We start from the raw sequence: 23,896 nt of genomic DNA on the forward strand, positions 1-23,896 counted from the left end.
TGCATCATCCCTTCATTTATTTTCTGATTTAATTTTTAATCATAATCCTGCAGACATTTCATCCCACCAGTCAAACATGATAATATGGACCAAATCAAAAATCATGGCGCCATCTGTTTCCTTTTGCACCATGCGTATGGCATCCACAAACTGCCGGGGATCATTTTCATCTTTGTATTGCTGCACATACAAACTTCCATAAACCGGTACTTTGCCCATTGTTACTTTTCTGGACATTTTAGCAGCCCCTTCCACAGAATGGTATGGTTTATATTTTTCTTCCATTCCGGCCTCCCCGTTTGATTTCCCTTTCCAGTCCTTATACAAACTGTCCACTTCGGCAATTGTTACCGGATAGAAATAGCATCCCGTAAAGAGAAAATCCAATGTTTCGGCATACCCGGTTTCTTTATACTCCGGAAGAGCCCAGTCATACTCTTGCGAGGGATCATACGTCTTGCTGGCCCAATTCACACCCAGTTCATAGTAACTGGGATACCAGGCTCCCACATAATCGGAAAATATGGCATCAGATCGTACTGCTTTCACACGATTTCGGGCTTCGAAAAAGAAATCATGGATCACCTTAGCCCTCCAGAAAAGCCATTCTTTATAAAGTTTGCCCGGTTTGTGAACCGCTTTCCCACTTTCGTCCGGAATCCAGGAGAAAATATCCTCCGGCCAGTTTTGCACCGGTTTGCCCAGCCAGGTTTCAAAAGCATTTCGTGAGAAATCGGAAAAGTCGGACCGGATATTATCGTAACGGCCACGGTCAAGTACGATTCCGTCAAAATCATACCGCGTCAGTATTTCTTCCATCAACCGGAACTGATGTTCCTGCACATCGGGCCGCGCCGGATTTACAAAAGCCGAGTATCCCACCTGATATTCCGTTGTGGGGACAATCCCTTCCGGCAGATAAAGCATGGTCTGCCAATCGGGATGAGTGGTATAAATGGGACCGCGTTTTTCCTGTTTCCATCCTTCAGAGAAACAATTCATGGCCGCCAGGATAGTGAGCCCGTTTTTTCGGGCATACTGAATCATGAGTCCGGGATAGTCAAAAGCGGCATCCCGTGTAAATCCCCGCCACTCCAGAGCCTGGGGGGCTATCTCGCTGGGATATAAAACCTCACCGGAAATGGGTTTCAAATCCACTATAACGCCGTCAATGCCTGCCAGACGGATTTTTTCCATGTAGCAGCGGATGGAATCTTCGCTGCTCAACCGCTCAAAATTGGCCGAGGCATCAATCCAAAGCCAGTTTTCGGCCTGTTTTTCCGACGCATAAGCTCCAAAAAGCATAATGAATCCTAAAAATAACCCTATCATAAAAAAACGTTTCCGGTTCATACGCCCACCTTTTTTTACCAGGCATAACTTATTCTTAAATAAACCTGTTGATTCCACATTTTCAGACCGCTTACAGACTTCATATTCAGGCTTTCAGCCGGCCAGAGTTCGGCGGCAATGAGATGAAAATCAGTTTGCCATCCCAAGTGAATAAAACGCAGGGGAGACCATTCCACACCACATCCGATCCGGCCGCCCCAGCTCCAGTCCGAACGCTTGTGAACATCCAGATCAAGGGTAAGCGGTGCCAGGGAATCGGGCAGAACGGCATGAAAGGCATCCCGGGTAAAATTCCACTGATTCAGGGATATGCCTGCCTGAATATAAAAAGAAAAGAAGGGAAAGGGCTGCCAGAATTCATACTGATAGAGCAATCCTCCCGAATAATTTGTCAGTTCCATGGAGAGAGAATCATGGGGAAGTTTGTCCCGGTTGATTTCATCAAAGACCATAAAACGATAATCCAGCATAATCCGGGATTGGTCATCAAGATCCCATCCCCCTGAAAAGACAGGGGATTCAATGGGTTCAAAACGCTCATGAAGTCCGCCAAGTGGATGTATCCATTCATATCCCCCTCCCAGATAATACCGGTATTGGGCTTGCAATCCGTCCGGAACGGCAGCCAGGATCAATATTGAACACATCATCATCAGAAGCAAATGTGAAGGTTTTGAATGGAATTTCATTTCAATCTCTCAATATAAAAAATGAATACTCAAAGACAGGTGAAAATGGCTTTTCAGGGGGAAACAATCCACATTTTCACCGGAGGTAATATAATATTTCCATGCTCCTTTTAATGACACCAAAACAAAATCCGAAGGCTGGAAAGCCGCAAAGGCCGCCGGTGTAACGGACCAAAGCCAGCCGTCTTCGGCATCGGAGCGGTTTTGAAAATTATAGGTATACGTATAGTCGATAGAGGGAAAATGTTTCTTCCAGAACTCTTCAATATAAAGTTGCCGCCTGAACCATACAGGCCCGCCGGACAATTCACCGCCAAACTGAAACCGGGCCGATTTGGAATTCCGCCATGCCAGTCCTGCTTCCATCGGTTTAATTTTCAAATCCTGACGGGGATCAATATGAACATCATAGACAGGATCTGTTCCCACCTGATAAATCACAAACCCGTAAATCTGCTGCCAGTAAGGCCAGTCCAGCAACCGGTGGGCATTTTCCTGATCGATGGACATATACCAGTGGCTGCTGTTCAGAATCAGGGACCATTTGTCACTCAGGCGCCAGCGGAGGGACAATTCAAAACCGGGGCCCTGAGCACCATCAATCAGGGTATCTTCCGGCATCCCCAGAGCATACCCCCCTTCGACAGACAAATCTTCAAGGCTCAAAGCTTTCAATGGGAGTCCGGATAAACAACACAGCATAATGATGAGTATGATATTTCGTCCAGTTTTCATGGCGTCACCTGTATACCGAAGGAGTAGACGGCCGGAAACCTGCCAAAGGGGATCACACCGGCATCTACACGGATTTTACCCCAATGGATTCCGACTCCGAAACTCCAGGGATCTTCATTCACCGGGGTTTTGAACGCGCTTCGCACGTAAAAGCGTTTCAGGATCAATTGTTCAAGGGCAACATGAAGCCGCTCCAGATTGTCTGCCGTATGGGACAATTCCACGGCAGTTGTGAGACGATACCGGGGTGTATTCCACAGATCGTAAGCTATGCCGAGCCGCAGTGCCGTAGGCATTTTGAACGAATCCCGGATGAACTTGCCGTCCACACCGAAATGATTGATATATCCGGCAATGCGCAGGGAATTAAAACCGGTCAGGTAATAAATCCCCATATCCACCAAAACATTTTGAGATATAAAGGTGTGAATTTCCTCCCGGATACCATTCAGGCGGATTCCCCATGAGAATTTATCCGTCAGCCGGCGGGAATAGGTGATACCGAGGGCAAGAGACTGGGCGGTATAGGTGCCCAGAACGTGTCCTTCTGTGCCGGTATGGGTCATCTTACCGAAATCCACCATATTTACGCTGATCCCAAAATTCCCTATGAGTCCGGCCGGAATGACCAATCCCACCGCATTGTGTTGAATTTCCGCCAGCCAGGGGGAATATTCCGCCCCGAAATGCCAGCCGTTTTGCAATCCCAACACACCCGGATTTGCAAAAAGGGATAACACTGCCCCGCCGTCCGCCACGGCCCCCACAGCATCCCCAAGGGCGGCCTGACGGGCCATGGCCGGAAGTTCCAGAAATGTGTATCCTACCGTGCCTGTTTTACGAAAAGAGTTTCCCTGAAGTAAAGTGGCCGTAAGCAGGACCAAAAGGAGTATTTTTTGTGCAAGATATTTCATCGGATAATACTGAATTTTCCTATTGTGACTTTTCCCCGGCTATCGGGTGCATGGGATGTGATATGATAGATAAACACACCGCTTTCCACAAACTGTCCGTATTCACTCACCTGGTCCCAAACGGCAGACCCTATGGATTCGGTATGTTCGATGGTTTTTACCAGATCCCCCCTGACGGTATAAATCCGGATAGTGCACGGACTGGGGATATTCCGGAATTGAATATTATCGGAATCGGCGGTTTGTGTAAGACCTGAACTGATCACAAAGGGGTTGGGAACCACAAGGACATTTTCCAGATCTTCGCTGGCACCATATCCCGCCCGGAAAGGAGTCACGGTTCTGTTGATATATTTGGATGTTTCCAGTGGCGGAACTCCGTTGGGATACAGAGCCGGATTCGGCGGCCAGACGGTGTGTCCCGTATCATAAGCCGTCACGGCATAATAATAGGCTTCTCCGTTTACAACGGAGGTATCAACAAAGGTATATTTTTGTTCAAAAGAATCAAACATTTGGGAATCGCCTTTAGGAATATCAGCGATAAGAGTCCAGGGTCCGATGGGCAGATAATTGGAGCGGTAGATCCGGTAACCGGCCAGATCAAAGGCTTCATCGCCCGTATAATCGGCATCGGGAATTGCCTCGCCGGTATTATCCCAGCTCAGTACTGCTCCGATGGCATTCTCTCCCAGATAATCCAGTTCGAAGGCATCGGGTGCTGCGGGGGGCATGGGAATATTGAAACCTGCATCAAAATTGGCCTGGGCCGCATCGGCATTTTCCAGTAGAATTTGTCTGCCCCGGGCAATATCACTGGTAGTGGCATTGGGATCCACAACCACTTCATAGGGCACCGAGCCAACCACTTCTGCGATGGTAAAGCGGATAGAATCACCCGGTTCAATATCCCATGGACCGAGGGAAACCATGGTCCAGATTTTAGCATTTCCCCAGCGCTCATCGCCCAGGCTGGTGATGGCATCGGTGGCATTGGCCGGATTTTTCAGAACAGCATAATCTTCTTCCATCGTGCCTTTATTGGTAAAGGGGTGGCTGGATTGTGTCGGATGGGAAGCTGCCCAGGCATAATTGTGAATCCGGTTAGCTTCTCCGGAAGAATCGGGGGACACATAAAGAAATTTAATGCCGGCATAGGCAGGTGCCAGGTACTCACCCTGACGATTGGGTCCGCCGTCAGCCCAAAAGTCATAACTGTCATTCCCTTCAACCTCCTTGAAATCCGTGGCGAAACCATACATCAAACGCCGGTTCCGGTCCCACAACATCCGCGTATTCCGGGACCCGGCATTGTAATTGGGAAAGAGGATGGACCAGCCTCTGGCATTGATGGAAAACCCGTAGAGAAACATGACATGCGTTTTAAACATGGTGGAATCACCCACATTGGTCACCGTATAATCAAAAATAATATAATCCTGATCTCTTTCATGCGTCGGCCACTGGTGGACCTTCCGGTTGACCCGTATGGGGAGATAACTCTTCCGTTCATAAGGAAACAAATAGTCCGGATTCCAGACATATTCGGTTTCAATGGCGATTTCACCCATGCCTTCCCAACGCTGATTATAGTAATTTTCCCGACCGTCGGTGATAAAACCGTGTTTTGACACAATATATTTCGAAGTTGTTTCAAATCCGACAGACCCGGCATAAAGGGCATAATCTTCACGTCCCATCACATTGCCGCTGCTGTCCAGGGCACCGATCCAGAAACCGCCGCCTACATGATGAGACGGTCCCTCCCCCACATGACCGGCAATCCATTCCGTATCAAAACCGGGATAATCCATTCCATATCCGGAGCGGTTCCAATTGGCAAACATGGGACCGATTTTAGCCAGATTAATGGTTTCCCACAGGCGACCTTCCCGGAGAAAGAGGATTTTTTCCTGTGCATGGAGATTAATATTGAGGAAAAGAAGAGTGTTATAAAGGAAGAAAAGCGAAAAGAAACCTTTGAAAAAATATCTTATACGGGATGGTTTTGGTTGTTTTAATATCATGTGTTCGATCATATTTTTGAAGTTAGCACCTCGATTCGACCACCTTTCGGAAGTCTATTCAATAACCGGGCATCCCCCCACACCCTCTGCGTCTCTGCACACTCAGCGGGGAGCAACTCAAAACGACACTCCAAAGGTAAAGAAAATCTGCCGGGGAATATTCCTGTAGACCCGGAAATATTTATAGGGGTCATCTTCCGCAGTTTTGGATGTATTCACCCATTTGAGCAAGTCGTCGGCCTCTGCATAGGGATCAAAAGGCGTAAGCCATTTGTTGTTGAAAAGATTTTCAATTCGGTAGGAGAGGGTTGTCCGGTAACCAAAAAGGCGGAACACTTTGGACATGGAGAGGTTGGTTTCATATTCCATGGGATAGCGTCGGTTGTTGGTCAGGTTGAAGGTCTGCTCGTAGGTTTCCACCAGCGTATAGGGTACGCCGCTCCGGACGGAATAGGTCAGGGAAGTGGAAAAGTATTGAAAAGGATAAAATCCCCACAGGCTGATACCCTCTTTGTATCCGAAAGAGTAACTGAAGACGGCGCTCAGGGCATGGGTTTTATCCAGAGATGTAATGTTGTCATTGGCTCTTTGGATATATTTCCGGTCACTATAAGGACGATTGGGATCGTCCTCCGCCCAAATTTCCGAAGGACCGTACACACCTCCGGATGTTCTTGAAAGTGTATATTTAAAACGATATTTCAAGCGTCCGGCACTGTGTTTTTCAAATTCCACCTCAATCCCCTTGGATGTGCCAAATCCCGTATTAACATAGGTTGCCGCGTAAGGATCGGTGGCGCTCCGGCCCACACTTCCGGTGGAAAAATGGCGGCGGATATTAGTGGTTTGCCGGGTCATATCCTTATAATAGGCCACCACATCCAGCTTATGAGTCCCCCATAAACTGTGTTGCACCCCAAATTCATAACTGATGGTTTTCAAAAAACCCAAGTTTGCATTCCCGTACATAATCCATCCCTGGTAGGTGGATTTTGAAAGGGTATGGCGAAAATTCGGCACGGCGTAGAAATGGCCGTACTGCAATCTGAATGCCGTAGCTTCACCGATAGGAAATGAGAGTCCTGCCCGGGGAGAAATGGCAAAATGAAATTTCGAGGGTTCGGTTTCCGGATCTCCGATGGCATTTGCGCCCGTTCCCATGTAGAGAGGATTCCACTCATCGGTGGGGACATCGGTAAAGTTATTGAAGGCATCGGCCCGGAGTCCCAGATTGGCTATCATACCTTTATATTCCATCCGGTCCTGTATATAGGCCGCCAGGGTCAGAGGTTTTGCTTTATAATATTCGGCAAATCCCGTCTTATAAATAAAGGCATTCACATAAGCGCTGGAAACGGAACTATAGTGCATATCCCTGGAAGTTGCCTGAAAACCGGTTTTCAGTTGATGATTATGGGTGATTTGATTGGTATAGTCCCCGCGAACCGCCCAGATATGGGTTCTTACATCCTGGTTATATGACGTGGCGGAAGGATCCCAGACAAGCCGGGTATATCCTTCATCCCAGTTTCCCTGGGGAACCTGCCATTTTGTAGAGAGGGGAGTGGTATTTACTTCATACCTTTCATACGTGTGAGAAAGCGTGAGGTCAAAAAAGGCTTCAGGCGTAAAAAGGTAGGTAAAATTAAATGATTGTATCCAGGCAAATTCATCTTTTGGGGGGACGGTAATCAGCAGGTACTTATGCTGACCGCTGTGAAAAGAGAGACTTCCCACGGGCGATGCCCAGCGCACATCATCAGATCCGGAAAAAATGCCGCTCCGGTTGTGCTGATACTGAAACATGGAACGAAGGGTCAGTTTTTTATCCAGTTTACTGACAGTGGTTAAATTGATGTTGTCATAGTCCGTATACTGTTCATTTGTAGGCAATCGTGTAGGTTTCTTCCGCTTTTCGCCGGAAAGAAAGAAAGTCCATCCGGGCAGGTTTCCGATGGGACCGCCAAAGCCAAACAGCAGCCGTTTATAGACCAGCTCGCGGTAATCGTAGACCCCCAACAGATTTTCATCATTCGTCACGGATGACAACTGCCATTCTTTGCGGTAGGCAGGGATAACGCCTGCCTCCGTGGTGTCGTAGACCTGCACCCAGGTGAAGTCCTCTGCCACATCCATGGATTCCCCTTCGGGTGTCCGGTTGGAAAGCCACTGATTGTAGTAATCGACCGCCAGGGAATCCTTCAGTGAAATCCGGTAGGGTTCATACGTACCGGTTGCTTCATTGTAGGTATAGAGATTATAGGGAACACCATTTTCCGTATAGGGATTTCCAATCTGCTGATCCCGGGGCAGCAGAAAATAATTTGTCTTGAACCAGGCTTCAAGAGCCCCCCATTTCTGCCATTCAAACTGGTTTTTGCTGTAGAGATAATCACCAAAGTGGTATTTCCCCGGGGCACGATATTCCAGCCGGACCTCTCCCTGAAATTCCGAAGACCCTTCCTTGGTCACAATTTTCACCACACCCGATTGAGCATTGCCATACTCGGCACTGAATCCGCCGGAGATCAATTCCATTTGTTTAATTCCCAGGGGATTGAAATCATATTTCCAGGATGTATTGGCCCGTTCACCCATGTAATTGGTTCCGGGCACCCCTGTATTGGAATTTTCCTGAGTGACACCGTCTATCATAAAATTGATATCAAAACTTCCCCCGCCTCGCAGAGAATAGGTCCCGTTGGGATTCTGCTGAAAGCTGGTATTCAGCTCCATGATATCCCGCATGCCTTCAGCCGGTGTTTTTTCGATATCTTCATAATCCACACTGGAGGAACTGAAGGTTTTATCCCGGACAATCACGGGTTTTTCGGCCGTAACCACCACTTCTTCCATTTCCACTCCTTTCACGGACATAGGGATTTCCAGAAAGGTGGTTCGGTCTACATAAACCCGAACATCCTGTAACGTAGCCGTAGCATACCCGATATATGTGACTTTCAGCTCATAGGAACCGGGGTAGACCCGAAGGATGGTAAAATTTCCGTCAGCATCGGAGGCGGCTCCCATTTCCTGTCCCACGATAATCACATTAGCGCCAACCAGCGGTTGTTCCGTTTTAGCATCATACACACGGCCGGAAATTTTCCCCCGCGTCTGGGCATTGAGGAGTCCTGCCGCAAGGATCACTCCAAAGAAAATTTTCCAACTGTTTAAGCAAATAGACTTCATAAGATTGCTACTTAATATACAACATTTTCCCCATGATGTTTACTCCGAGAGCTGAAGCCCGATAGAGATAAATCCCGGATGTCAGGTTTGAAAAATCCAGCTCGAGAGAATACTGTCCAGGTGTATAGCTTTTTGAGAGAGACATAACTTCTCTCCCCTGCAGATTAAAGATACTCAGGGATATCTTTCCCCTCTTCCGGAGCACACAGGAAAAGCGGGTGTGACTGTTAAAGGGGTTGGGATAATTGTCGCTTAATTCAAAAGAACGGGGTAAAACCATTCCCGGATTTGCCGGTTTAACTGATGAGGGAAAAACCCGGGTGAAGCGTACTGCATCGGCAGCAACCTTTTTTCCCGGGCTCAAAGGGCATTCATTATGGAGTTTGACGACGGCATGGGTACCTGCATCAAGCCACCGGGTTCCCAAGACACAGCTGTTTTCTCCCGGCTTGCTCTGATTAACAGAAAGCGTATCATAACCGGTCCCGTCTTTCAGAATGTACATGGCATCGGACACAAAGCCCGGATCTGCCGGAAACACGGCAGAAATACGATAAAAACCGCCCACCGGCGGGGCATAACGCCAAAAAACACGGGCGGTCCCGTCACCGGAAGGAGTTGTCAGATAATTGACTCCCGTAAAACCTTCGACTGAACTTTCCTCCGACCAGGTTCCCGACTGAACGGCAAAATAGCTGTCCGTATTATCAATCACCGTATCCAGCCCCGTATGGTACTGAAACGTATAAAAAAGGCTGTCATTCACATCCCCTTCGGCATCCGTCAGACCAAAAGCCGTTACGATGTATGTGATGCCCGGATTAAAACCGGATGTTTCCAGGCTTGCTATAGACGGATTGTCGTCATCAAGAGTGAGTAAATAGATGGAGACATTGGGGGTTATAAAAAAATTCAAGGCACTGTTTTCGCCATCCTTCAGGGGATTGTTAAAAAGGAGGTTCAGGTTGTTTTGATCCGGTGTAAAGGCATCCATAATCCGGAGAGGCTCTTTTTGTCTCAGCCGGACGGCGTCGGCCACAATCAAACCCGTATTGCTTCCGATAATGGAGACACTCACGGAATCATCATAATTAAACGACCGTTTCAGAAGGGTTAGCCAAGTACCGGAGGCGTGCCTGTGCACCGACACTGTTTCTTCCTGGTCCTGCCATGTAACAGTATACCGGAGTGTATCGGCTCCCCTCCATCCTTCCGGAATATAGACCTGGAGGGAGTAATCCCCTGAGATGTAGAGGGGAATACACCAGGAAAAAGTACTGCCGGAAACACCGGTGTGGAAATAGTCCTTATACCCTCCCGGCACGGGTATCATATTCCCCTGACAGGTGTAACGGGCATCCATGTCATCCACGGTGGGGGATTTATGAAAGGTGCTGACAGATTGGGCATAGACTGTATTGATCAAATAATCTTTTTTTTCATCAGTAAGATCCCCATAATACCAGGTAACAGCACCGGCATAATTTTTATTTTGGATTGCCGTAATGGTTTGAGATATGGTGGATGGATTGGCCGTGCCGATATCAAAACCCGGAGCATAGCGCAGCGGGTCATCAAATTCCTGAAGACAGCGATCCAGCCAGTAATTGATTTCTGAATGAAGTCCATAGAGCATGGGACACAGGAGATCCACCGATCGTTCCCTGCCCCAGGTGGGCCAATCCTGGTATTTATCACTGCTTCCGTCCAGCATATATGGCGGCCCTACGGCAGAAGACACCAGGCAGGCAGGATTTTCATTTTTTACCGCTTGATAGATTGCCTGTGCCAGATCACTTGTTTGTCGCTCTTGCCAGGCGACGAAATCTTCCCATTCAGGATCGCTTTCGGAAAGATTCACCGGATCCGACCCGCCAGTTTCATTCATATAGGACGTTCGGCTGATTTGGGAAAAGGAAAAACCGGTGCCGGGATAGCGTATCCGGTCTGTCTGAATGCCGTCCAGTTCGGGATAACGGCGGGCACATTCGGCAAAGAGTTCCGTCATAAAGGTTACTACCTGCGGATGTGCCGGGTCCATCCAGAACTGGTAGATGGAGCCGGACATGACGCTGAAAAGCCGGCCGTCTCTATCCCGCATGATCCAGTCCCGGCGGTTTTCCAATATCGGTCCCACATTGGTGGAATCATCGGAGAGCCAGTTCCACAAGCCATATTCAAACCAGACATGGACTTCGAGTCCCAAACGGTGCCCTTCTTCGATGGCTTCCTGCAGGGGATCCCGGCCGGAATATTCTGAAAGTTGTCGCATTCCCCCATAGCTTTCCAGCACATCACTTTCATAAATCATCCCGCCTTTAAACCAGTTGTTCACAAAAACCACATTATAGCCGGCTTCGCTGATCCGTTCAAACTCAGCCCGCATAGCGGCCCGTCCTGAAGCCACGGCATCCCGACTCAACCAGATACCCCGCATTGCAGGCAGGGACTCCATGGAAAACAGGAAGGTACTCAGGATAAACAGGGATGCAATTCCTGAAAAGCGTTTAAAATGAAGCAATCCGGACTCCGATCTCTACTTCATCAACGCGATTTTTCGGACCTGCCGTCCAAAGGAGGATTTCAACTCCACCAGATAGAGTCCGGAAGACATGTTTTCCGGTGCATCAAAGCGGATGGTATGAGCTCCGGCCGGTGCCCATCCCGAATAAAGAGTCTTCACTGGTTTCCCTTCCACCGAATAGAGTGTCAAATCCACCTGAGATGCATGGGGAATATGAAAACTGAGTTGTGTTGATGCATTAAAAGGATTGGGATAGGCAGGATTCAGTAAAAAGGATTCCGCTTTGACCGGGTCTTTCACACTATTGATATCACCGTTGGTAAACACATAGCAACATTTATTGGCCAGGTCGATGACGTATGCAAATTTCTTATCCGGGCTGATGGCCACATCTTCGGGTACATTCAGAGGAGCCCCTTCTGCATCGGCAATATCGCCACTGGTGGCGCTGGGGAGTTCATCCACCTGTGTTGCCCAGCTTCCATCCACCTGAAATCCTTTGACCCAGCGGCGGGTACTGTCAGTCCCCGTTGCCCAGAGTATGCCTTCATGATCCACAAAAAGGCCGTTTGGCACATAATTGGTCCATTTCAGAAAACTGTCCGCATCTTCCAGGGCCTGTGGTGCATATCCTGACGGATCGCTCTGTACACCGCCGGTCCACACCGTAACACCGCCCTGATTTCCCCCGGGCAGGCTGTTCCGTGAAGTATAGACGGGAGAACTGGAATCGTTATAATCCAGATCTTTTTGAATGGCCACATCCCGGATAGCATCTTCACCGGTAGCCGTGGGACCGCCCGGATCGCGCTCGGTAGTTTCAGGGGAAACATAAAGTCCCACCGGATCCGAGGCACCTGAAAAATCCCAAAGACGAATCCGCGGGCCCTGATAAATGATGCCGCCATACATATAGCGGTCCTTCGTGACACTTATACCATAAATATATGTTCCGAATCCGGGAATCCCTTTATATTCAATTTTCGCCGCCGGATTGCCTTCTGGATATTCATATACGAAGGAGATATCCGTTGTCGTGGACCGGAAAGCAACAAAAACATCCTCATTAATCGCTGCAAGCCCCCGGGCTGAATGGACATCTGCAATCGAAGAGTAATCTTCAAAAAGTGTAAAAATTGTATCGCCCGGTTCTGCTTTGTACAGAGCGTTATGGGCATTCAGGGATGTTGACGTTGATGAAAGGACCCAGATATTTCCGGCACTATCCACATCGCAGAGAAAGGGATTGGCCAGGCTGTCCATATCGTGAAAATAAATCGTCATGTCCGGCCTGTAAACCCAATTGGTTCCCCGTCCGGAGAGTGACGAACAGGTAAAAATCAGAACAGCTAATAGAAAAAATGTGTGTCTTTTCATTATGTACCACCATTATTTATATGTTCTGTAAAATTTATACATTCCCCCATTACAAAGCAACAAAAAAGGATGTGATTGAATATAAAATCAGAGTCCCAGAATCAGGGTCACCGTTGTAAAATAGATCAGCAGTCCTGTTATATCCACGACACTGGTCAAAACCGGACTGGCAACCACGGCCGGATCCCATTTCATTTTTGCGGCGACAAGGGGAAGGACGGCTCCAAAGAGGGTGGCTGACAGTACCTGGAGTCCCATCGCCATGGCAATGGCAATGCCTATCGTTTTCAAGGTATATCCATGGGGGACTGACATATTACTACCGAGGAGAAAGACCCGTCCGAATGCCATGGTTCCCAGGAGGAGTCCGAGCAAAAGGGCCACTTTAAATTCCTTCAGGAGGATTTTAAAAATATCTCCCGGTTCCACCTCATCCAGGGCCAGGGCCCGGACAATGAGGGAGGCAGACTGGGAGCCCGTATTTCCTCCGGCAGCAGCAAGCATGGGCATAAAGGTAACCAAAATTGCGAATTGTACCAGCATATCCTGGAACTGCTGGACTATCATCCCGGAGATCAATCCAAGAATCGCCAGGATAAAGACCCACACACCCCGGTTCTTGAAATGTTCCCAGGCCGACGTTTTCATATAGGCTGCCGTTTCGTGGCTACCGGCAATGGCCATAAACTTTTCCATATCCTCTGTATGTTCCTGGGTGATAATATCCAGGGCATCATCGTGAGTTACGATACCCACCAGGGCATCCCCGCCATTGATAACCGGAATGGCGATGAGGTTATATTTCTGGATTTTCCGGGCTGTATCTTCCTGGTCATCGGAAACGCGGGAACAGATCACCTCCCGTTGCATTAAATCTTCAATTTTTGTATTGGGTTTGGCGAGAATCAGATCTTTTAAGGATAGGAATCCGATCAATTTCCGGCTTTGGTCAATCACATAGGCATAATAAATCGTCTCTTTATCCGGTGCCTGGAGTCGCATTCGGTTCAGCGCCTCTCCTGCGGTGATATCGGGCGGCAAGGCCACATAGTCGGAAGTCATGACGGATCCGGTACTTCCTTCGGGATAAGATGCCAGCCGGCGGATATCCTCCCGTTCGGCATGAGCCAGCGAAGGAAGAAGTTCTTCCTGCTGTTCGTCACTGAGAAGCTGAAACAAATCGGCCCGGTCATCATGAGGCATGGCCGTAAAAAGGCGGGATGCTTCTCCCCGGCTCAGGGTCATCACCACTTTTACCTGGAGATCTTCATCCAAATTAATGAGCACTGAAGCCTGGTGTTGAGGCGGCAGGACAGATAAAGCCCGGCGGATTTCTTCCGGTTCAAATTCAGATAACCATTCGGCAATCCGAACCGGGTGTTCAGACTCAAAAAGTTCCTGTAAAGCACGGGTATCGTTTTTGGAAATCAATTCCCGGATTTCCGGGGCCGGAATCGTATTTTCCATGGGGCACCTCCGATATTTGCCACATTGAATGTTCTCCATGCGGCCGGAGGCATACCCTTCTCCGGATCAGTCCCCGAAGAAGAACAGCACAATGGCCGCATGGGACCGCTTTCGCGGGCCGGGGTCGTCTTGATCGCTTTGACTCAGTCCCTGAGTGACATTAAGACAACTCATGCAACCTCCTTTTACTGTTATCCCTTTCGGGTTCTATATCCTTTTTTTTCGGGTGAAATTTAGCTGCCAATGATTCAAAGGTGCAAGGATTATTATTGAGACTGAATTTGAGATGAAAATAAAAAAACCCGCCGAAGCGGGTTTTTTTAGATCACTTATTTAACAGTAACGCTAAAAGTTGATTTGGAGGCCGGAATTAAATGTTCTTGGGGCTCCAATATAAACTTCCGCATCATCTGCTTTATGATTTTTCCCATCTCCGGTGAAGGCATTGTATTGACTGTTATCAACAGCATCCTGTACATACAAAGCATCTGTGACATTAAAGACATGGAAAAAGACTTTGAACGTAACACTTTTGGCTCTGAAGGGCAGCACATAAGATGAATGGAAATTCAACTTACCGTATGAAGGCACCTGCCAGCTTTGTTCCCGGTCAGCATCAGCTTCGCTGGTAAACACACGGCTTTGGGGATCCCATTCCGCCCAATAACGGTCATAGTAATTATATGTTGCTGAAAGTACAAGTCCTCTGACAGGATAAACACTGGCTGTAAGCGAATAGATCGTTTGGGGCATATCACCAACACGCAGATCCTTGATAGAATATTTATATTCCGTTGTGGTGTTGTTTTCAACATCCTTATATGTACCTATTACATCATCCGTATATAGCCAGCTGCCGTAGGAATAGGCAAAATCAAAGCGCATAAGCCGTACCGGTTGATAAGCCAGTTCCAGTTCCACTCCGTTATGTGTTTGATTTAAGCCGGTAAGGAAAATAATGTCAGTATCGCCGCTTGAACCCTGTCCGCTTGTGACCGGTTTGACCATATTCCTGTCTTTCCACATCGTATTGTAAAGGTTCAATTTGGCTGCCAGTTTTCCGTTCATGGCACGATAATTCAGTCCAATTTCCGTACTGATGAACTTTTCATTCGTGGGATCAGGTGCCAGGGCAATTTCAACATCATCGATAATATTATCCAGAATCGGAACTTTTTCAACGTAACCGAAATTCAGGAAAGCATCGAGATCCGTATTTACCTTATATAATCCACCTGTTTTGAACTGAACAGCCGTAATCCAGTCGGATTCAATGGACAATTCACCATCATCCGTCGCGGTGACATAATCCAGATCATGGTATTCCGCTTTTTTAAAGTGGTCTACAAGTCCATATTTAACCATGGAATATCCCAACATACCATAGAGTGAAAATCGATTTGCCTTATATTCACTCTGGGCAAAAACACCCAACCAATCAACTGTATTAGTATTATGATAGTCAATAATATCGCCAAGGTTTTTATTCTTTGCATTTGCGTAAGTTGCTGCATAATCCAATGAATCGGATCCGTCGGAAGCTGTTGTATATACCCAGTCGAATTCATTCTTGAAGGAAGGATCAAACTCAGGTGTGTTTTTATTTTCATAAAAACCGGTATAATAATTCAGGACACCATTTACCGCGTAATCGCCACCCAGTAAATCCCGGACTTCGCGGGCATGTTCAATTTCAGCTGTTCTCCAGTCAATGCCCAACTGAACCTTTGTTTTTTCATTCAACTCATGATTCAGCTTAGATATGGCACCAATAGTCCACTGACGATTAATGCTGTTTCGCAAAAATCCTACAGATTCACCTGTCGGTTTTGGTGCGCCTTTTCGTGTTTCATTTCCCTGATTCATGGCAATCGTTGCGTCGAAATCCACTTTTCGGGAAGGACCTGAATAATCCCAAATCATATCGCCGTATGTCCCGGTGCCACCGCCTGATCCTCCGGAATAATAGAAAATGGAGGATAAATGAGTTTTTTCACTCATTGTCAGGTACCAGTTCAAATTAACCTGCGGTTTATGATAATAGTTTTCACTTTCATTGAGAAAATCCGGTGAATATCTGTCTTCCGTCCGGTCACCATACATATAAAAGTATTGCTTCCCTTTATATGTGGGAGACACCGTGTTCCAATTTTCATTATAAGTCCTGCCGGCTTCTTTGAATGTTTCAAAGACATCGGCCTCTCCGTTCGCGTCCGCATCTAAATTCACAACTGATTCATCAAAAACATCTTTCGCATATTCATGATCATAAGCAGCTATGTTCTGCGCATACCGCATTTGTCCATGTCTCTGTGGTGCGCCAAGAGCAAAAAACTCAAAACGGTTATTTTTATTTGCCTGATAGCTGAGTCCCAGGTAATAAGCCCAGGCATCCGTCCATGTTTTATCTATAACTCCATCAGCGGTTTTCCGGACGATTGTTCCACTTGCAGCAAATTTATCACCGACCATGCCGGTATTAAAATTGACCGTTGTTTTAAGGAAAGCACCACTCCCGACTTCCTGTTTAATCAGGCCGCCGGCCTTCCGTGCTGTGGGATCTGTGATGATATTCATCGTACCACCAATAGATGGTGCAGCCAGATTTACAGCAGACAAACCCCGTTGCATCTGAATAGAGGATGTGGCATCGGCAACACCGTCCCAATTGGACCAGTATACCCAGCCATTTTCCATATCATTAACAGGAACACCATTAATCATTATCGCCACATTCCGTTGGTTGAAACCGCGAACATTAACACGTGCGTCTCCTGCTCCTCCCCCTTGTTGTGTCGCATAAACACTCGGTGTAGTGTTTAAGACCATGGGGATATCCCGGCTTGCCAACCGCATTTCAATTTTCGCCTTTGGTATATCGGAGTAGGCTACGGGGGTTTCTCTTGTGGCCCGACTTGCCATGACTTCCAGGGCGCTCAGCTCGAGAGCTCCACCTTGCAGTTGGATATCTTTACGAAGTGTCTGTCCTTCTTGCACAGTTATCGGTTCCGATACTTTACGGTAACCGATAAACTCTACAACCAGTGTATACTCTCCGGCGGGCACCTTATAAATGGCGTATCCTCCGTCTAAATCGGTTGCAGCGCCATAAGGTGTTCCTTCAAAATACACATTTGCACCCGGAAGACCCCTCCCGGTTGCAATGTCCGTCACTCTGCCGGTCACCGATCCCTGACCCAGGGCAGAAGCAGGAATGATCCAAATTAAGATCAATCCCAGAATCCATAATCGTTTCACCATACCATACCTCCTTTATATCGGTTGTTTACCTCTTTGGTTAAATTTTATTAAATGTAAAACCATTAAATATTTTAACATGGGCATCCGTAAAAAAACTTTTGGGGAGCAAGGCATTATCAGAAATCCTTTCCTATCAGAAATCGACGTAAAAAAATAATAGAAAACATAAATACTCTCTTGTCTGAACGGGAATTTTGCCCATGCCTGAGAAAACCACTTTATTTGCTTCTCTCAATACCATTTATTCGAAATGACTTGTAAACTTAATAGCTTTATACACAAAAAACAAAACTTTATACCCTCGTGAACGGTAAAAAAATCATTCCAATGTACAGAATTGAAGAGCTGACGGAAGGACCTTCAATTCCAACGGGGTAACTCCGAAAATTTCTCCATCCGGATTACAGAACTTTTCGGGAATGGTTGATGCTTTGATGTGCTTCCCTTTATACACAATTACCTTGGAATGGGTAATATGCGTCCCGTCAAACACTTTGGGGAAGGTTTTAAGCAGTTCACGGCGGGTCATTTCATTCAGTACCATGATTTCAATTTCACCGTCATCCATGACGGAATTGGGACTGATTTTCATGTTTCCCGCCACCCATATAGAATTGCAGAAATAGCAGAAATTCGCCCTGTGGTGATATTTTTTACCATCTATCTCGAGAGTGAGTTCATGGGATCGCAGCCGGATGACTTCCTTTAAAACGCCCAGCGCATAAGCTGTGTATCCCAGCTTTTTTATAGGTTCAGACGACACACTCACATCCGCCACAAAACCAAAGCCCAGGTTGTTGATAAAATAGTAATGGCTGTTTTCCGCGGTAAAACTCACCACATCCACGGGGCGGGAAACATTCCGTATGATGGATTTAATGCCGTCTTCCATTGTGAAGATATTCAGATCTTTCACAAATGAATTGCCGGTACCTACGGGAACAACCGCAATCGGCGGAATTTTTCTCCCGGGATTGTTCATCAAGCCGTTGATGACTTCAAAAAGGGTTCCATCACCTCCCACGGACACCAGAACATCCGTCTCGTAAAGGTTCAGACTTTTTACAATTTCCATGGCATGAAAACGGTAAATGGTCCGGTGGGGTATCACTTCATGACCGGCTTTTCGAAGTGCTTTGTGAATCGCGGGATAACTTTTCATACCCCGTCCCCTGCCGGAATGGGGATTGAAGATAAGCTGGATTTTCATTGTTCCCTGTCTTTCCTGTGTTTGCCGGTTAAAATACACCATTCTCTATTTTTTTAAAAACTTTTTATTCTTAAGATTGGATCGGCATATCATGACAGATAATAAAACAACACCTTCCAATCCATATTTATGGGACAAGCCCCGTCCCCGTTTTTTTATAACGGGAAGCCGGGGCTTTCTGGGGCACTATCTGTCCGCCTATTTTCATAAACTGGGATATTATGTCTTTGAATCTCATGCCTTTCATCTCCGGATTGATATGCCTTCTAACCTTGAGCAGGTCCTGATACGGCTCAAACCGGACATCATCATCCACCTGGCAGCTTTTCATCGCTGGGAGAATCCTGCAGATGAAGAGCGCGCGCTGAAAGTCAACGTAGAGGGGACCGCCAACCTGCTGGATATTGCCGAATTACTCCAAATCCCTGTCATGTTTATCTCGACAGACCGGGTTTTTGACGGTCGGAAAGACCTTCCTTACAGCGAAAAAGATCCGGTGAATCCTCTTTCTTACTACGGCCGGCTGAAAGTCCGGGGGGAAGAACTCATCCGGAATGCCAAGCTTCCCGCTTACTGGATTCTCCGGCTGGCTCCCGTCTGGAGCGAGGATGTCCATCTTCCCTATACCCGGCAGAATTTTCTGGCAGGGATCGTCCGTGCCTTCGAAGGGAAAAGCCGGGAATGGCCGGCAACCATATATGGCGGACTCACTCACCGGGAGCTTGTGGCTAAAGCTATAGACGGGCTTTTCCACCATGGAAAGGACGGCGTTTATCACCTGGCGTCGGATACAACCCTGAGTTATTTTGAGCAGGCCCGGTATATGGCCCGCTTTCTGGGACCATCTAAAGAACTGATCGCCGATACCATCCGGGCATCTTCCCCGACACCCCGGAATTTCCGGATGAATACGGAAAAGATCAGCAAAGCTATCGGATTCACAATTCCGTCATTTGAAGAAGATGTAAAAAAGTGGCTGAGAAATGAATAATCAAAGAACAATTCGCATAAGTATGACAATCCGGCAGGTTCATATCAGGATATACCTTTCATAAAAAATACAGAATCATCATGCCGGACTTTTTTATTCACCGGTATCTCTTTCAGCACAAAAACAAACCCTTCGCCTGTTAAATATATAATTAACAATATAATCTTGCATTTTGTCCGGCGACCGATTATTTTATCCCAGGGGTGTTTTGAGATATAAATTTTCATATATCGTCAAAAGTGCATAACAACTAAACCACCTGCTTTAAGCCGACTTTTTCTATTTGTACAATTTCAGTCATTTTTCATCTTTCATCCCCCATAAAATTATTCTAACTTATAAATAATTGATAAGCAATATAACCGGGATGATTATTTGTGATATCAAACCGGAAGAAAAAAGGATTTGTTATGACCGATTTATTTTTGGGATATGAAAACCGTGAAAGTGTCACCTTGTCCGCCGAATCGTTACAGCGTCACTTTGCCTGCTTCGGAAGCAGCGGAAGCGGTAAAACCGTCGTTTCAAAAGTCCTGATAGAAGAACTGGCCCGAAACGGCATTCCGGTTATCGCATTCGATCCCCAGGGAGATATTGCCAGCCTGGCTTCACTGGCCGACGAAGAAGAAATATCCAGGTTCAACGATCTTCCGGAAATTCGCCGTCAATATGGTGACAATGTAGAAGTTTGCATTTGGACCCCTGCCAGCACAAGGGGGATACCCCTGTCTCTGAATCCCTTTAACTTTTCAGCACTGGATGGCCTGAACAGCGAGGAGCAAATCCGCTTTCTGGCCAATGCCGCCAAAAATGTTACAGCGCTCATCGGTTACGATCCGGGAAAAAATGACGGCCGGTCTGTGGAAGCATCCTTCATTATCATGTTTGAATATGCCGTGGAAAATCACATCCTCCTGAACAGTTTTAAGGATTTGATTGCCTTCATGGACAAGCTCCCGGAACCACTCGTAAAGTCCCTGAACAAAGTCATCGATTTAAAAGTTTTGGACTCGGTCAACCAGAAATTGAGCCTTTATACTGTCGGAACAAACCGTCTGCTTTTTGATTTGAGCCGGGCGGTAGGGATTGATGATTTGCTGGGAATAAACAATGATTCCGGAAAGACACGCATATCCATTATTTATCTAAATACCCTCCATAATCCGGAAGAAAAAGAGTTTGTCATCGCCGTTATCACGGAGATGCTCTATCAGTGGATGCTGAAAAATCCCCTGACAAATCCCGAAAAAGGCCTTCAGTGCGCCTATTATATTGACGAAATCGCCCCCTATATCCCACCGGTCCGCAAGCCGGCCTGCAAAGAGAGTCTGACCGTTCTCTACAAACAGGCACGGAAATACGGTGTCGGCTGCATCCTGGCCACACAGAATCCGGGAGATATTGATTATAAAAGCATCGCCCAGTTTTCCACCATGGCTTTGGGAAGCCTGTACACCCAGCAGGATATTAAGAAGGTCCGTAACCGCCTGGATGCAATGGCGCCCAAAGATGCGGAGCGGATTGCCAATTCACTGCCCGGACTGGAAAAGGGGAATTTTATCCTCCTCTCCCCCGACAACCTGAAGGATGTCATCACCATGAAAAGCCGGTGGCTTGTGACTGAGCATAAAGTTTTAACGGAGACGGATATTGACCACCTGACTGATGACAGGCTCCGACAGTACTATCTGAAAAAGGACCTGCCGGAAGAGAAAACAACATCTCCGGGATCATCGGCACAGAGAAGTGAAAGTTCGCCTGTAACCGCCGGGGACAATGAATTTTTGATGTTAAAACCCCGGGTTTTTGAAAAGGATTTGGGGAAAGAGCTGAAATCCCATCTTGCCGGCGGCATGATTAAAAAGGAAAAAGCAGGACAGTCCTTTTTGAAATATTTTCCACTGATTAAAACCCATATTAAAATCGAGCAGAAAAAGGGACTCTTTAAAAACAAGGTGGAAATTCTGGAGGAGAATCTCTACCTCACCTGGAAACAGATGAAAATCACCAGTTTTCAGAAAAAACATCTCTGTGTGGATACTCTTTTTGATAAAAATCCCGATAAAATAATTGATGTGGATGATATGGGTACAGTTCAGGCCATCCCCAAAAATGAAATTGCCACGCACCTGAAACTGGACAAACTGAAACTGGATGAAAAAAGTATCCGGCATACCATTGAAAATAAATACGGCGTTACCTATGTCGGCTCTGATATTATTCTCTATCCCTATTGGGAATGTACGATTGAAAGCAAAAAGGGGGATGGTCAGCGATTCGTGTTTATTGATGCCGTCACCGGTTTCACACTGCTAAAAGAAACAATGGATGAGTTGAGAGTGGAGTGTTGAGCACATCGATACGCTCGTTTGAATACCACGCAGTGGGGATTGGATGCCTGCCCTGTGAAATGGGACAAATGTGGTGACGCGTAACGCGTGACGCGTGACAAGGGGGTTGGATGCTTCGCTACGCTCATCATTTAAACGCCTTCGGCGATCTATTATTCCAGACTTGCTTCGCTCGATGTTCAAAAAAGAACCGCATTTTGAACACTGTGAGACATTTGAACACCACGAGGTGGTGATTGAATGATTGATTTGATTGGATGATTGGAATGCTTTCCCCGTGAAATGAGTCCCGTTTTATCGGGATATTTCACAGGAAATTGATTTGATACACTAAAAGCTAAGCGACGCGCGGTCACCGAGCAGACTGCATAGCAGTCGTATCGAGGTGCCAGCTTCTAACTTCTAACTTCTTGAAAATAAAAGATTTAAAGCTGAGATTATAAGAACATAATGACATATGATTTCGGCTAGGTATCGCCCCCCACCCCGGGGGTAAAATACACGAAAACAGAATACCAGTCAAGATAATATTATAATTCATATAATTAGAAAATAATATTTGGTGAGGAATTAATTCATATTTCCCTTATCAAATGCCAAGAGATTCAGATCAATAATCCGCCCGGATTTTGTTTTAAACAAATCCCTGATCCCCTCTTTCAGAAATTCCGGAGAGAGTCCCAGTTTATCAACCGCCGCTCCCAGCATGACCATATTGACAGACCGTGAAGAACCGGTTTCTTTTGCAATATGATCTGCATCTACAATCCGATGGTTTCTGACCTTCCTGATTTCATCCAGGATGAATTCAATGTCCGGATAGTTGCTGATGTTGGTAAACGGTGTGCTGTTTGTTATGATCCATCCGTCCGGGGATAAATAGGGAAGATAACGGAGGGCTTCCAGGGGTTCAAGGGAGAGAATCAGATCTGCATTGCCCCGGGGGATGAGGTCCGAATAGACCGGTTTATCCGAAATTCTCAGGTGGGACTGGACATCCCCACCCCGCTGGGACATGCCATGAACTTCCGCCTGTTTGAGAAATAGTCCCTGTTTTAAGGCGGCGTACCCGATTACTTTGGCAATGGACAGAATTCCCTGTCCGCCCACACCGGCTAAAATAATATCCCGTTTCAAGACTTTCCCTCCTTCCGCCTTTTATTTAAAACATGAATACAGGGTCTGCGAAATATCACAACCGAAACACCCGAATATTCAATTTCTTCTTTCAGGACTTGCACATTTTCATCGTGTTGCCTGGGCAACGGGGTGAGGATCCGGATATGTTTCTTTTCAACTCCCAGTGCCTCACACACCGCCTCGATTTTTCCGCCGATCACCGAATCCTGCATGCCGGTCATGGCGGTGGTGCCATTATCCAGAATAATCAGCACCACATTACTTTTTCGGAAGGTTGCATCTGCCAGACCGGTGAGTCCGGAGTGTCCGAATGTAGAATCCCCGATAACCCCCACAGACGGAAAGAGTCCACCTTCTGCCGCCCCTACCGCCATGGTAAAGGACGCGCCCATGTCCACGCAGGTATTAATGGCGTTAAAAGGCGGTAAAAATCCCAGCGTATAACAGCCGATATCGGAAAAAACGTGTCCGGACCCATAGGGTTCAAGCGATTTATTCAGGGCTTTAAAAGACTCCTGGTGAGGACATCCGGTACAGAGAGCCGGCGGCCGGGGGACCATAAACTCGGGTTCTTTATAGCTTTCTTTCAGGGGGAGTCCCAAAGCTTTTCGTACCAGTCCCGGATTCAGTTCGCCATCCCGGGGTAATGTGCCATCCAGCCGGCC

General features: G+C 47.0%; 15 protein-coding genes. 2 read left to right on the top strand and 13 right to left on the bottom strand.

Annotated elements, in window-relative coordinates; translation table 11 throughout:
- Positions 1-39: 39 nt before the first annotated feature.
- The 11 genes from J7K63_04500 to J7K63_04550 form a co-directional block, all read right to left on the bottom strand.
- Positions 40-1,305: a family 10 glycosylhydrolase gene (locus J7K63_04500; protein MCD6234282.1), complete on the bottom strand. Its 1,266-nt coding sequence runs from the start codon at positions 1,303-1,305 to the stop codon at positions 40-42.
- Between the two features lie 62 nt (positions 1,306-1,367).
- Positions 1,368-2,042 carry a hypothetical protein gene (locus J7K63_04505; protein MCD6234283.1) on the bottom strand — a complete coding sequence of 225 codons (675 nt, stop codon included), beginning with the start codon at positions 2,040-2,042 and terminating at the stop codon, positions 1,368-1,370.
- A 9-nt stretch (positions 2,043-2,051) separates the two neighbouring features.
- Complete coding sequence (locus J7K63_04510) at positions 2,052-2,777, bottom strand: hypothetical protein (GenBank protein ID MCD6234284.1); 726 nt, start codon at positions 2,775-2,777, stop codon at positions 2,052-2,054.
- A complete protein-coding gene (locus J7K63_04515) occupies positions 2,774-3,691 on the bottom strand; it encodes a PorV/PorQ family protein (protein ID MCD6234285.1) in 918 nt (305 codons plus the stop codon). Before J7K63_04515 ends, J7K63_04510 begins: the two co-directional genes overlap by 4 nt.
- Complete coding sequence (locus J7K63_04520) at positions 3,688-5,718, bottom strand: hypothetical protein (GenBank protein MCD6234286.1); 2,031 nt, start codon at positions 5,716-5,718, stop codon at positions 3,688-3,690. The genes J7K63_04515 and J7K63_04520 overlap by 4 nt, the downstream gene beginning before the upstream one ends.
- Before the next feature lie 117 nt (positions 5,719-5,835).
- Positions 5,836-8,910: a carboxypeptidase-like regulatory domain-containing protein gene (locus J7K63_04525; GenBank protein MCD6234287.1), complete on the bottom strand. Its 3,075-nt coding sequence runs from the start codon at positions 8,908-8,910 to the stop codon at positions 5,836-5,838.
- A 7-nt stretch (positions 8,911-8,917) separates the two neighbouring features.
- Positions 8,918-11,431: a family 10 glycosylhydrolase gene (locus J7K63_04530; GenBank protein ID MCD6234288.1), complete on the bottom strand. Its 2,514-nt coding sequence runs from the start codon at positions 11,429-11,431 to the stop codon at positions 8,918-8,920.
- Between the two features lie 15 nt (positions 11,432-11,446).
- On the bottom strand, positions 11,447-12,811 hold the full coding sequence (locus J7K63_04535) for a T9SS type A sorting domain-containing protein (protein ID MCD6234289.1): 1,365 nt from the start codon (positions 12,809-12,811) through the stop codon (positions 11,447-11,449).
- Between the two features lie 87 nt (positions 12,812-12,898).
- Positions 12,899-14,278, bottom strand: coding sequence for a magnesium transporter (gene mgtE / locus J7K63_04540; GenBank protein ID MCD6234290.1), 1,380 nt, complete (start codon positions 14,276-14,278; stop codon positions 12,899-12,901).
- A gap of 345 nt (positions 14,279-14,623) precedes the next feature.
- Positions 14,624-17,539 (bottom strand): TonB-dependent receptor, encoded by a 2,916-nt coding sequence (locus tag J7K63_04545; protein ID MCD6234291.1) that lies wholly within the window; start codon positions 17,537-17,539, stop codon positions 14,624-14,626.
- Between the two features lie 319 nt (positions 17,540-17,858).
- Positions 17,859-18,749 carry a diacylglycerol kinase family lipid kinase gene (locus J7K63_04550; protein MCD6234292.1) on the bottom strand — a complete coding sequence of 297 codons (891 nt, stop codon included), beginning with the start codon at positions 18,747-18,749 and terminating at the stop codon, positions 17,859-17,861.
- Between the two features lie 91 nt (positions 18,750-18,840).
- On the opposite strand from J7K63_04550, the gene J7K63_04555 reads away from it, so the two are divergent.
- A complete protein-coding gene (locus J7K63_04555; protein ID MCD6234293.1) occupies positions 18,841-19,740 on the top strand; it encodes an NAD(P)-dependent oxidoreductase in 900 nt (299 codons plus the stop codon).
- 410 nt (positions 19,741-20,150) lie between these two features.
- Positions 20,151-22,091, top strand: a complete 1,941-nt coding sequence (locus J7K63_04560) for an ATP-binding protein (protein MCD6234294.1) — start codon at positions 20,151-20,153, stop codon at positions 22,089-22,091.
- A 570-nt stretch (positions 22,092-22,661) separates the two neighbouring features.
- Here J7K63_04560 and J7K63_04565 read toward each other — a convergent pair.
- Together J7K63_04565 and J7K63_04570 are read right to left on the bottom strand one after the other, a co-directional pair.
- Complete coding sequence (locus J7K63_04565; GenBank protein MCD6234295.1) at positions 22,662-23,228, bottom strand: indolepyruvate oxidoreductase subunit beta; 567 nt, start codon at positions 23,226-23,228, stop codon at positions 22,662-22,664.
- Positions 23,225-23,896, bottom strand: a 672-nt coding sequence (locus tag J7K63_04570) for an indolepyruvate ferredoxin oxidoreductase (protein MCD6234296.1), incomplete at its 5' end; no start/stop codon positions are given. The genes J7K63_04570 and J7K63_04565, both read right to left, overlap by 4 nt.

The sequence above is a fragment of the Candidatus Neomarinimicrobiota bacterium genome, from assembly GCA_021157965.1.
Classification (GTDB): domain Bacteria; phylum Fidelibacterota; class Fidelibacteria; order Fidelibacterales; family Fidelibacteraceae; genus Fidelibacter.

Excerpts from the sequence above, each read along its gene's own strand:
- J7K63_04500 (MCD6234282.1), bottom strand. The coding sequence starts at position 1,305 with ATGCTTTTTGGAGCTTATGCGTCGGAAAAACAGGCCGAAAACTGGCTT.
- J7K63_04505 (MCD6234283.1), bottom strand. The coding sequence starts at position 2,042 with ATGAAATTCCATTCAAAACCTTCACATTTGCTTCTGATGATGATGTGT.
- J7K63_04510 (MCD6234284.1), bottom strand. The coding sequence starts at position 2,777 with ATGAAAACTGGACGAAATATCATACTCATCATTATGCTGTGTTGTTTA.
- J7K63_04515 (MCD6234285.1), bottom strand. The coding sequence starts at position 3,691 with ATGAAATATCTTGCACAAAAAATACTCCTTTTGGTCCTGCTTACGGCC.
- J7K63_04520 (MCD6234286.1), bottom strand. The coding sequence starts at position 5,718 with ATGATATTAAAACAACCAAAACCATCCCGTATAAGATATTTTTTCAAA.
- J7K63_04525 (MCD6234287.1), bottom strand. The coding sequence starts at position 8,910 with ATGAAGTCTATTTGCTTAAACAGTTGGAAAATTTTCTTTGGAGTGATC.
- J7K63_04535 (MCD6234289.1), bottom strand. The coding sequence starts at position 12,811 with ATGAAAAGACACACATTTTTTCTATTAGCTGTTCTGATTTTTACCTGT.
- mgtE (MCD6234290.1), bottom strand. The coding sequence starts at position 14,278 with ATGGAAAATACGATTCCGGCCCCGGAAATCCGGGAATTGATTTCCAAA.
- J7K63_04545 (MCD6234291.1), bottom strand. The coding sequence starts at position 17,539 with ATGGTGAAACGATTATGGATTCTGGGATTGATCTTAATTTGGATCATT.
- J7K63_04550 (MCD6234292.1), bottom strand. The coding sequence starts at position 18,749 with ATGAAAATCCAGCTTATCTTCAATCCCCATTCCGGCAGGGGACGGGGT.
- J7K63_04555 (MCD6234293.1), top strand. The coding sequence starts at position 18,841 with ATGACAGATAATAAAACAACACCTTCCAATCCATATTTATGGGACAAG.
- J7K63_04560 (MCD6234294.1), top strand. The coding sequence starts at position 20,151 with ATGACCGATTTATTTTTGGGATATGAAAACCGTGAAAGTGTCACCTTG.